Annotated in this window: 10 protein-coding genes; 2 read left to right on the forward strand and 8 right to left on the reverse strand. The window is 74.0% G+C overall.

The window, feature by feature from the left end; all coding sequences use genetic code 11:
* The 5 genes from NCC78_RS20450 to NCC78_RS20470 form a co-directional block, all read right to left on the reverse strand.
* A partial coding sequence (locus NCC78_RS20450) for a sensor histidine kinase (RefSeq protein ID WP_250796329.1) occupies window positions 1-1,952 on the reverse strand: 1,952 nt, incomplete at its 3' end.
* Between the two features lie 96 nt (window positions 1,953-2,048).
* Window positions 2,049-3,698 carry a prenyltransferase/squalene oxidase repeat-containing protein gene (locus tag NCC78_RS20455; protein ID WP_250796330.1) on the reverse strand — a complete coding sequence of 550 codons (1,650 nt, stop codon included), beginning with the start codon at window positions 3,696-3,698 and terminating at the stop codon, window positions 2,049-2,051.
* Window positions 3,695-4,603, reverse strand: coding sequence for a terpene synthase family protein (locus NCC78_RS20460; RefSeq protein ID WP_250796331.1), 909 nt, complete (start codon window positions 4,601-4,603; stop codon window positions 3,695-3,697). The genes NCC78_RS20455 and NCC78_RS20460 overlap by 4 nt, the downstream gene beginning before the upstream one ends.
* Entirely contained in the window at window positions 4,600-5,922 is a 1,323-nt protein-coding gene (locus NCC78_RS20465; RefSeq protein WP_250796332.1) for a cytochrome P450, read from the reverse strand. The genes NCC78_RS20460 and NCC78_RS20465 overlap by 4 nt, the downstream gene beginning before the upstream one ends.
* 222 nt (window positions 5,923-6,144) lie before the next feature.
* Entirely contained in the window at window positions 6,145-7,065 is a 921-nt protein-coding gene (locus NCC78_RS20470; protein ID WP_250796333.1) for a GNAT family N-acetyltransferase, read from the reverse strand.
* 101 nt (window positions 7,066-7,166) lie between these two features.
* On the opposite strand from NCC78_RS20470, the gene NCC78_RS20475 reads away from it, so the two are divergent.
* Window positions 7,167-7,415, forward strand: a complete 249-nt coding sequence (locus NCC78_RS20475) for a DUF2630 family protein (RefSeq protein ID WP_250796334.1) — start codon at window positions 7,167-7,169, stop codon at window positions 7,413-7,415.
* 43 nt (window positions 7,416-7,458) lie between these two features.
* Here NCC78_RS20475 and NCC78_RS20480 read toward each other — a convergent pair whose 3' ends face one another.
* From NCC78_RS20480 to NCC78_RS20490, 3 genes are all read right to left on the reverse strand, one after another.
* Window positions 7,459-8,400: a serine protein kinase RIO gene (locus tag NCC78_RS20480; RefSeq protein ID WP_250796335.1), complete on the reverse strand. Its 942-nt coding sequence runs from the start codon at window positions 8,398-8,400 to the stop codon at window positions 7,459-7,461.
* Between the two features lie 227 nt (window positions 8,401-8,627).
* Entirely contained in the window at window positions 8,628-9,272 is a 645-nt protein-coding gene (locus NCC78_RS20485) for an HAD family hydrolase (RefSeq protein ID WP_250796336.1), read from the reverse strand.
* Between the two features lie 61 nt (window positions 9,273-9,333).
* The gene (locus NCC78_RS20490) at window positions 9,334-10,203 is read right to left on the reverse strand and encodes a carbon-nitrogen hydrolase family protein (RefSeq protein ID WP_250796338.1); all 870 of its coding nucleotides are present in this window, start codon (window positions 10,201-10,203) and stop codon (window positions 9,334-9,336) included.
* 105 nt (window positions 10,204-10,308) lie between these two features.
* Here NCC78_RS20490 and NCC78_RS20495 point away from each other — a divergent pair, with 105 nt between their 5' ends.
* Window positions 10,309-10,881: a TetR/AcrR family transcriptional regulator gene (locus NCC78_RS20495; RefSeq protein WP_250796340.1), complete on the forward strand. Its 573-nt coding sequence runs from the start codon at window positions 10,309-10,311 to the stop codon at window positions 10,879-10,881.
* Window positions 10,882-10,949: the final 68 nt, after the last annotated feature.

The raw sequence follows: 10,949 nt of genomic DNA on the forward strand, positions 1-10,949 counted from the left end.
CCCGGCGTCGCGGCCACCGGGCCGGCGAGGGCCGGCGTACCGGCCGGGAAGCCGCCGGAGACGTTCGGGTCCGCGTCGTCGGCGGTGACCAGCTCGCCCGGGATCAGCACGACTGCGGTGGTGCCGCCGTACGGCGACTCCTTCAGCTGCACCCGCACGCCGTGCCGCTCGGTCAGCCGGCTCACCACGTAGAGCCCGAGCCGGGCGGCGTTGGCCAGGTTCAGCTCCGACCGGTCCACGATCCGGTGGTTCGCGGCGGCGAGGTCCTCCTCGCCCATGCCGAGACCGCGGTCCTCGATCTCGATGGCGAAGCCGTTGGCCACCATCTGCCCACGCACCTCGACGGTGGTGTGCGGCGGCGAGAACGACAAGCCGTTCTCGATCAGCTCGGCGAGCAGGTGGATGATGTCGCCCACCGCCCGGCCGGTCAGCGAGACCGGGCCGAGGGGCAGCACGTTGACCCGGGTGTAGTCCTCGACCTCGGCGACCGCGCCCCGGACCACGTCGACCATCGGCACGTTGCGCCGCCAGGCCCGGCCGGGCGTGGAGCCGGAGAGCACGATCAGGTTCTCCGCGTTGCGCCGCATCCGGGTGGCCAGGTGGTCGACCCGGAACAGGTCCTCCAGCTCCTCCGCGTCGTGCTCGCGCCGCTCCATCGCGTCGAGCAGGGTGAGCTGGCGGTGCACCAGCGCCTGGGTACGCCGGGCCAGGCTGAGGAAGACCTCACGGACGTTGCGCCGCAGGTCGGCCTGCTCGACGGCGGTGCGGATGGCGGTCTCCTGCACGGCGTTGAACGCCTTGCCCACCTGACCGATCTCGTCGTTGCCGAACTCCAGCGGCGGCGCCTCCTTGGCGACGTCGACCTCCTCGCCGTGACCGAGCCGCTCCACCACGCCGGGCAGGCGCTCGTTGGCGAGTCGGAAGGCGGCGTCGCGGAGCCGCTCCAACTGACGCACCAGGGACCGCGCGGTGGTGATCGACACGACGATCGAGGCGACGACGGCGAGCAGGCCGAGACCGGCGGCCAGCACCAGTCGGACGATGACGCCGATGGCGACCGGGGTGGCCCGCTCGACCACGTCGTCACCACCGGCCAGCACGACGTCGCTGATCTGGATCAGCGCGGGCGCGGTGGTGTCGTTCCACTCCGCCGTGGTGAGCGGCGGCCGGCCGTCGCCGTCGCCCAGCATGAGCCGGTTCTCCAGCTCGGTGAGCCGGCGGAAGGTGGCGCCGGCGGACATCTCGTCGTAGCGGCGCTGGTCGGCGGCGGGGAGGCGGACGAGCGCCTGGGTGGCGGTGAACTGCCGGGCGCCGACGATGCGGGTGAACTGCGCCTGCTCGGCGGGGGTGATCCGGCCGGCGGCCAGCACGCCGGCGAGCAGTGCGTCCTCCTGGGCCAGCATCTCCCGGGACCGGTTGAGGCCGATCAGCGCGGCGGTGTCCTCGGCGACCTGCTCGTCGTCGAGATTGCCGAGGGCGTCGTAGACCCGGTAGATCGATTCGATCAGCCCGGTGAAGGTGCCGTTGGCCTCGGCCCGGTCGATGCTCTTGTCGTCCACGGCGGCTCTGGTGACGTCGAGCGCCTCCAGCCCGTCGACCAGCCCGTCGATGCGCTGGTCGAGGGTGTCGCTGCCCAGCGTGGCGACCTGCCAGCTGTCGGTGGACTCCTTGAAGTCCGCCGCCAGTTGGTCGGTGCGCTGCCGCACCTCAGCCAGCGCCGCACGCTGCCCGTCGTCGGGCCGCCCCAGGTAGGTCAGCGACGTCCTGCGCTCCAGCTGCAACTGCAGCAGCAGCGGCTCCGTCGGGTCGAAGACCTTGGTGTCCAGCGCCTGGACGCCGATCAGGTTCACTCCATCGCGGACGGTCACCCAGGCTGTGAAGCCCCAGAGCGCGACCAGCGAGGCGAGCAGGGCAACAACCTTGTTACGCAGATTCGAACTGCGGGAACCCATTACACCGTCCCTGGCATGGCCTGTGTGATCCATCAGTCAGATACGCACGCCGCGCGCATCGACCCCGGCGCACGCTAGCAGCGTCCGGAGCATCACTCAAGCGCTCCTGATCATGGAACTGTCGGACGTCGGCCGGTCGGCCGCCCGGGCACCCGGGCCCACCAGGTCCGATCTGGTCAGCGCGAGCTGCCGGACCGCCGTGATCGCGGCACGCACGATCAACACGGGGGTGTAGAGGTCCTTGTCGTGCCACAGTGGTGGATCGTCGCGGCGGCCGTCCGCCTCGGCGAGGTGGTGCAGTCCCCGACGCACCGCCTCCCGTACGCCGGGCCGCGCCGGGCGGTCCACCCCGAGCAGCACCTGAAGGGCGTACGCGGTCTCCTCGACCGTCCCCGACCAACGCCCCCACGACCCGTCCGCCTGCTGGCTGGAGACAACCCAGTCGACGGCACGGTCCACGGCGGCTCCGGCGACCCTGGCCGGCGCGTACCCGTGCAGGGCGGTCACGGCGCACGAGGTGGCGTAGTACGGCGACGCGTGCCAGCGGTCGGCCCAGCGCCCGTCGGACCGCTGCTCGTCGCGCAGCCATCCGGCGAGCGCAGCCGCCCGCGCGCCGTACCGGCTCGCGCCCGACGCGGTGTGCCGGGCATGCCAGCCCAGCGCCTCCAGCACGTGGGCGTTGGTGGTGACCGAGTGCCCGTCCTCCCCCTGCCAGGTGCAGAAGTGGCTGCCCAGGTCGTAGTGGCTCAGGCTCGCCGGATCCACCGGGTGGCCCAGGCGGGCCAGGGCGTAGAGGGTGACCGAGGTGGTGTCCGCGTCGGCCGGCAGCCCCGGTCCGGTCGGTGTGCCCTCCGGTCCGAGCGCGGCGGCCAACTCGGTGAGAAGTTTCGGCGCCGCCCGGACCGGCACCCCCGCCCGGGCGAGGCTGCTCAGCGTCCAGGACCGCTCGAAGACGGTGATGGGCGTGCAGCAGGGCACCGCGCCCCCGGGCCGACCCACCGACTCCTCCAGGTAGGCCAGCGCGGCCGGGTCCGCGCCGGGCGTCTGCGGGTCGCCCACCCAGGCGGCGGTGGCCGCCGGTGAGGCGCCCACGGCACCGGCCACCGGCGAGACCTGGCCGTGGCGTCGGGCGACCGGCCCGAGCACCTCGAAGGCGTGCAGCAGCTTCTGCGGCACCGGATGCCCGGCGGCCAGCAGCCCGTGCAGCGCGTCGAGCCGCCGGCGGTCCACGGCGGGCAGGGCGCGCAGCGGGCCGTCGAACCCCGCGTCGGGCCGCCGGGCGAACCAGGCGAGGTGGTCGTTGATCCGCTCGACCAGAGCCGGCACGATCAGGTCGGCCGCCGGGGTGTCCGGCAGGGACGGTCCCTGGGCGAGCCAGCCGGACAACGTGGCCAGCCCGCGCCCGGCCGCGCCGGCGAGCTCGGCCCGGGACGGTTCGCCCCCGCCGCCCCCGCCGCCCGTCCGCAGCGTGCCGAGCAACGCCTCCACCGCGCTCACCGTCGGCACCACGGCGTAGCCGCCCGCCGCGCCCCAGCCTCCGTCGCGCCGCTGGCTGCCCAGCAGGTACGCCAGTCGTTGGCCGTGACCGGTCAGCCAGGGCGCGTCGGCGACGACCCGAGCGGTCTCGTACACCGAAGGAGTGACCCGGCCCGCCGGTTCCAGCACCATCGCGGCGAGCAATTCCCGTGCCGCGCCGGCCACGTCCGACTCGGTCCAGGCGGCGGCGGTGAAAGGCGGCGCGGTCACAGCGCTCCCCAGAAGTCGGTCGACCGGTAGAAGCCGCTGCTGAACCCGATCTGCCGGGCCAGGTAGTCGGCCTGCACGGGGCAGCTCTCGCGTAGTGGGTCGAGCAGCTCGCGGGCGTGCGCCACCAGCTCGGCGATCCGGCGCTCGACCTGGGCGCGGTCGGGCACCAGCAGCAGGGCGTTCAGGTCTCCCCAGCGCAGGTCGCGTTCGTAGGTGCCGAGGTCGTTGACGAGGCGGAGGATCCGCTGCACCTCGTCGCTGGCCGTGACGAGGGGGCCGAGGTGGGCGAGCGTGGCCGGGTCGTCGGAGTGGATCCAGTGCACGACGTTGACCACCGTGCAGGCCAGGTTGGCGGCGTTGGCCAGGTACTCGTCGAGGGTGGGCGGCCGCGTTTCGGCGGCCTGCTTCCAGTCCCATTCCCGCGCCATGGCGTCGAGCACCCTGCGCAGCTCGTCGCGCCACACGCCACCGTGGGCCGCGTACGCCGGCACGGCGGCCAGCTCGTCCCGCAGCTCGGCCAGGAAGCGGCCGAGGGGGTCGTCGTCGGCCGGGTCGGCGCCGTCCGCCACGGCCAGGCACGCCGCGGTCAGCCGGTCGATGTCGTCGCGGGACTTCGCCTCGTGGTCGACCAGCCAGTCGACTGCGAAACCCCAGAGCACCGCCCGGTTGGTGATCCGCAGCTGCGCGACATCGCACCAGGGGGCGCCGAACGCGATCGCCATCGCCACGTTCGCGAACAGCGCCGGGTCGAACGGCCGGGGCGGGAAGAGCTCGGGGTACGCGGCGGCCAGCTCGGCCAGGTCGCGCTGACCCTTCGCGGCGAGTGCGCAGATCCGACCCTGCTCGGCGGCGAGCGTCATCTGATCCCCGCCGGGCACCGGCGGCGATGCGTGATCGACGATCATGCGGAGACTTCCCGGACCGGCTGCAGGGTCACCTCGACCCGGTCGAGGGGCCGCAGCGCGGCGGCCACCTTGATGCCGGGGATCGCCGGCCGTTGTAGGCGGAACCGGAACCGGCTCAGCACCGTGGCCACGATCAGCATCGCCTCCAGGTAGAACAGGTGCATGCCGATGCACTGGTGCGGCCCGCCGCCGAACGGGAAGTGGGCGTACCGGTGCCGGTTGCGGACCTGCTCCGGGGCGAACCGGTCGGGGTCGAAGACCTCCGGCCGGTCCCAGAACGTCGACATCCGGTGCGTGATCAACGGGCTGACCACGAGGGTGGCGCCGGCCTCGATGCCCACTCCGCCGATGACGTCGGCCTCCACGGCGCGGCGCGGGAAGAGCCAGCCGATCGGGTAGAGCCGCAGCAGCTCGTCGAGCACCTGCCGGGTGTACCGCAGCTCGCGCAGGTGCTCCCGGCGGACCGGCGCGCCGCCGACCACCCGGTCGATCTCCTCGTAGAGCCGCTCGGCGATCTGCGGGTCCTGCTCGATGTGCGGCCAGAGCCAGGTGAGCACGCTGATCGTGGTCTCGGTGGTGGTCGCCACCATGGCGACGGTGTCGTTGCGGACCTGGCGCTCGTCGAGCCGGCCCCCGTCCTCGGTGCGCCCCCGCCAGAGGGTGGCGATGATGTCGTCGCCGTCGGACTCGGCGGTTTCCCGGGACGACCGGACGATCGGCAGCAGCAGCTCGTCGATGAGCCGGACGGCCCGACGGAACGCCCGGTCGCCGGGCATCGGCACGGCCAGCGGGGCCCACGGCACCATGATGCGCGGCATCACCGACCAGGCGATGGCGTCCTGCGCCTCCATGATCCGCATCGCCTCGGGCACCGAGATCTTGTCCGCGAAGAAGACCCGCATGATCGCGGAGCAGACGATCCGGGCCTGCTCGGCACCCATGTCCACCGGCTGGCCGGACCGGGCCGGCGCGTCCAGCTCGTCGACGGCGTCCTCGATCGCCTCGGCGAGCCGGTCCACCAGCCCGTCGATGCGGCGGGCGGTGAAGAGCGGCTGGAGGATGTGTCGGCTGTTCGACCAGTACTCGCCGTCGCTGAGGATGCCCTCGCCGAACAGCCGCTTCAGCGGGCGCCACTGGAGGCCGTCGCCGGCGCGGACGTAGTTGGCTGACTTCTCCCGCAGGACCTGCTGCAGGTGCTCCGGGCGGGTGATCAGGTAGGGGCGAAAGGAACCGAGGTTGAGCTTCACCACCTCGCCCTGCGATCGCTCGCCGAACTCGACCAGAGCGCTTGCTGGATCCCGGAGCAGGTTGGGTACCACGTGGCGGAGCGGAACGGAACCCGCTCGTCGGGTGTGGACCGGCGTGATGTGGGGCGCTGCCACCTGCTGGACCCCTTTCAGGCACGGTGCGTGTCGGATCGACTGTGTGGAGTCAATTTCCGGTGCAGCATCTCATTGCGGCGACAACTTTCTCTAGTCGCGGCAAGAGAAATTTTCATGCCTGACATTCGTATCGTCCATAAAGGACGTCGGTGGGAAGCCTCAGCGCCGCAGATCCCGCAGGTAGCGGTGCTCGGCGGCCACGGTCCGGTAGCCGAGCCACTCGTTGATGGCGAGCATCACGTCGTTGCCGGCGTCGTTCAGGGTGAGGGCCTGCCGGTAGCCGGCCGCCCGCGCGGCCCGCAGCGACGCGTGCTTGACCAGGCGGGCCAGGCCCCGGCCGCGCCAACCGGGCCGGGTGCCGGTCATCCCGGACTGGTAGCGGTCCCGTCCATCCGTCAGCGCGACGCTGAACGCCACCACCGACCCGTCCGCCACGGCCACCGTCGTGAGGTCCCGGTCCAGGTCCGGACGGTCCCAGTACGCGGCCCGCCAGTCGGCGTAGCTGATCGCGTCCATCCCGACGTCGCCCGGCTCGTCCGCCGCGGCGGCCAGGTCCGCCTCGTAGAGCGGGCGCGGATCGGCCAGGTCGGCGGCGGCGCACAACCGCACGCCCGGCGGCGGCGCCGGGGACAGCGGCAACGCCGCCGTGGCCAGCTCCAGGCGCAGCCACAGCGACCGCCGGCCGGGCCGCCAGCCGCGCCGTTCGGCGAAGGACACCGCCGCGACCTCGTCGACCACCCGGGCGTACGCCCGACGCACGCCGAGCGCGACGAGTCGCTCCTGCGCGGCGCCGAGCAAGGCCGACCCGACGCCGCGGCCCCGCCGCCGCGGGCGCACGGCGAGGTTGACGAAGCCGAGCCCCGGTTCGGCGCTTTCGTGCAGCAGGCCGGTCCGGGCGACGCCGACCAGCTCGTCACCGGCGTCGGCGACCAGTATCCCGAAGCGCTCCGCCGCCGGCCGGCCGGTCAGCAGCCACCGGATCACCTCCGGCGTGACCACCTGGTCAGCGGCGGTGCCCCGGAGCAGGTCGGCCACCGCCGCCGCGTCTCGTGGCCCGCAGACCCGCACGGTCGGGATCATGGCTCGGCAACCTACCCGAACGCCCGGGACGACGGGGGCGGGCCGGCGCCACGGCAGGCGAATCCGGGCGCGTCCGGGCCCCCTGTGCCAGGCTCAGGGTCATGGACGACAAGACCATCCTGAACCGGATCTCCGAGCTGGTCGACGAGGAGCACCGGCTGCGCTCCGACGCGCAGGCCAACGAGTCGGGCACCGACGACGACGCCCGCGAGCGGCTGCGCGCCCTGGAGGAGTCCCTGGACCAGTGCTGGGACCTGCTGCGCCGGCGGCGGGCCGCCCGGCAGACCCACGGCGACCCGGACGCCCAGGGGATGCGCCCCAAGCCGGAGGTGGAGCGCTACCTCCAGTGACCGCTGTCCCGGGCGGCCCTCGTGACCACCCGGGACGCCGCCCTCAGCGCAGGCCCGCCTCCCGCAGCAGCAGCGCGGTCAGCGCGGCGGGGTCGGCCTCCGCCGCCGGCAGCCCGCGGGCCACGAACCAGGTGGCGACCACCCGCACGTCGCGGGCCAGGAACTCCGGCCCCTGCGGATTGGCCACCACGTCGACCACCTGCGGCAGGTCGATCAGGACCAGCCGCCCGGCGTGCACCAGCAGGTTGTACGGCGACAGGTCGCCGTGCGCGAAGCCGGTCCGGGCGAGCACGACCAGGGCGTCGACCAGCTGCGCCCAGAGCTCGCGCAGCTCCGCCGGTTCCGGCCGCAACTGGGCCAGCCGGGGCGCCGCCTGCCCCTCGTCCGGGTCGCCGAGGAACTCCAGCATCAGCTCGGTGCCGCGCAGCTGCACCGGGTAGGGGACGGTGATCGTGCCGTACCGGGCGCCGATCTCCCAGAGCCGGGCCAGCGCGTCGAACTCGGCCGCCGCCCACTGCCCGGCGATCATCTGCCGGCCGAAGGCGGTTCGGCCGGCCATCGCGCGGTTCTCCCGGGACCGGCGGACCCGGCGCCCCTCCAGGTAGCCGGCGTCGCGGTGGAACAGCCGGTGCTGGGCGTCCCGGTACCGCTTGACCGCGAGCAGGCAGGACCGGTCGGTGCCGGGCACCGCCCGGCGGAGCAGGTGGACGTCCGCCTCCTTGCCGGTCTTGAGCACGCCGAGCTCGGTGTCCTTCGCGGCCAGCTCGGTGACCAGCCAGTCCGGGTGGGGCTGCGGGCCGTGCACGGCGTCGTCCCAGGAGGACCAGGGCTCCTCCTGGTCCGGCTCCGGGCCCGGCTCGGCGTCAAGGTCGGCGGCGGCGGGCGCGCTGGCCCGGCCGCGCTTCAGCAGGAACGGTTCGTCGTCGTCGAAGCGGCGCTTGCCGCGGGTACGGCGCTCGGGCGCCGGAAGGTCGTGATCGCGCACTGCGGTGGTGATCCCTTGCTCGAGGCTGATGGAGGCAGGTGGAAGTGACCTGCGAAGACGGCCATGACCGACCCCCTCTCCTCGACCGGGCCCACGCCCGGGTGCACGATGCGCGACCATGCTCACGCCGCCACCGCGCCCCGGTCAACCGAATTTCCGCAGCCCGCCGCCCCTCCCTGTCCGAAGGCGGCGACGGGAGATCGACGGGACGGGCTGTCGCGGGGCGCTCAGGCGCCGAGCACGGTGGCGACGGCGGCGATCAGGCCGTCCACCGTGCGGGTGGGCGCGAAGCGGCTGTCCGTCCAGGTACGCCCCCGGTGCAGCCAGACGCTGGGCAGGCCGACCGCGGTGGCGCCTCCGATGTCCGCCTCCGGGCTGTCGCCCACCACCCAGGCCCCGCGCAGCGGCATCCGCGCCCGCTGGGCGGCCAGCGCGAAGATCCTCGGGTTGGGCTTGCTCACCCCGGCCTCCTCGGAGATCACCCAGTCGGCCACGAAGCGGTCCAGCCCGGTCCGCCGGATGATGGCGTCCTGCTGGCGTACCGCGCCGTTGCTGACCACCACGGGCACCCAGCCGGCGTCGTCGGCGATCCGCAGCGCGCAGGCGACCAGCGGATCGAGCCGGGTGTTCGCCACGACACCGTCGTGCAGCTCCTCGACCAGGTCGATGGAGGGGATCCGCAGGCCGTACCGGTCGCGGATGGCGTCGGCGATGTCCCACCGGTCGGTCAGCCCGTCGGCGTCGATGGAGAGCAGCCAGTCGATGTCCGTGGCCGGGGCGCCGATGCTGTCCAGGAAGCGCTCTCCCCAGGCGCGGAACGGGCCGGCCCGGTCGAGCAGGGTGTTGTCCAGGTCGAGCAGGAGCAGCGGCACTCGGGCACCTTACGGGACTGCGGTGGCCCGCCGACAGGGCCGAGCGGTCTCCCGACGTCCGTCAGGCCGGCAGCGACGAACGGGTGAGCCCCTGGTCGGGAAGGCGGTCGAGCAGCATGGAGTGGGCCGCCCTGGTGGCCGCGAGGGCGACCGGGTCGAGGGCGACGACCAGTACCTCCTCGCCGGTGTCCGCGCCGCGCGCCAGCGGCCGGCCCTCCGGGTCGTAGACCGCCGCGCCGCCGTTGAACCGCCACGGGTCGGCGCCCCCGACGGCGTTGGCGAACACCACGTACATCGTGTTGTCCAGGGCGCGGGCGGCGTAGTACAGGTCGCGGCGGTGCTCGGAGCCGGCCAGGTAGCCGCTCGGGCAGAGGTAGCCGTGCGCCCCGTCGGCCGCGGCGGCGCGGCCGTGCTCGGGAAAGCAGCCGTCGTAGCAGATGCCGAGCCCGAGCCGCCAGTCGTCGAGCAGCAGCGTGGCGCCCCGGTCACCGGGGTCGAACAGCTCCCGCTCGCCGCCCCAGAGCTGCTGCTTGTCGTATCCGACGCGGACGTCGCCCGCCCGGTCGACCACCAGCGAGGAGATCGTCCGCCGGCCGTCCGGGCGCCGGACCGCCGCGCCGACGACCACGACGCTGCCGCCGTCGCGGGCGGCGGCGCGCAGCGGGTCCAGCCGCGGGTCGTCGACGGCGGTCTCCGGGTCGGCCACGACGTCGGTGCCGGCGGGATCGGCGGCCAGCGTCGGCGGGTGGTACGCGGGCAGGAAGAGCTCCGGCAGCACGGTCACCCGGGCGCCCCGCTCGGCGGCCCGGCGGACCAGCCGGGCGGCGGTCGCCGCGTTGTCGGCCACCTCTCCCGGAACGGCCTGGGCCTGCACGGCGGCGACGGTCAGCGGTGCGGCGGGGACCGCGGCGGCGGCGGGGGGTGGCGTCACCGGCCGATCGTAACCGGAGCGCCGGCCATGGATGATCACTCGTGCCGGCCTCGCAAGCCGTACGTACGGTTTGCGTGACGCGGGGTGACCTGACACGATCGTGCCGTGCCCAGAGTAAGTCAGGACCAGCTCGACGCGCGCCGGCAGGAGATCCTCGCCGCCGCGCGGGCGTGTTTCGCCCGGCACGGCTACGAGGGCGCCACGGTGCGCCGGCTCGAGGAGGCCACCCAGCTGTCGCGGGGCGCGATCTTCCACCACTTCCGCGACAAGGACTCGCTCTTCCTCGCCGTGGCCGAGGACGACGCCGCGGTCATGGTGGAGACGGTGGCCCGCAACGGTCTGGTCCAGGTCATGCGGGACCTGCTGGCGCGCTCGATCTCCCCGGACACCACGGGATGGCTGGGCAGCCAGCTGGAGGTCTCCCGGCGGCTGCGCACCGACCCGGCGTTCGCCAAGCGGTGGGCGGAGCGGTCGGCCGCGATCGCGGAGGCGACCCGCGACCGGTTGGCCCGCCAACGGGACGCCGGCGTGCTCCGCGAGGACGTGCCAATCGACGTGCTGGCCCAGTTCCTCGAACTCGCCTACGACGGCCTGGGGCTGCACCTGGCGATGGGCCGGCCCGCCGGCGACCTCGGCCCGGTCCTCGACCTCGTCGAGGAGGCGGTCCGCCGCCGCTGACCGGGCCGCCCACCGCCCCGCGCGACCGCGCGGGCTGCCGGGACCGGTCGCCGCGCCGACCAGGCCGT

This window comes from Micromonospora phytophila (assembly GCF_023656545.1).
In the GTDB taxonomy this organism is placed as follows: domain Bacteria; phylum Actinomycetota; class Actinomycetes; order Mycobacteriales; family Micromonosporaceae; genus Micromonospora; species Micromonospora phytophila.

Coding starts and splice junctions, on each gene's coding strand:
- NCC78_RS20470 (WP_250796333.1), bottom strand. CDS start 7,065: ATGATCCCGACCGTGCGGGTCTGCGGGCCACGAGACGCGGCGGCGGTG.
- NCC78_RS20460 (WP_250796331.1), bottom strand. CDS start 4,603: ATGATCGTCGATCACGCATCGCCGCCGGTGCCCGGCGGGGATCAGATG.
- NCC78_RS20475 (WP_250796334.1), top strand. CDS start 7,167: ATGGACGACAAGACCATCCTGAACCGGATCTCCGAGCTGGTCGACGAG.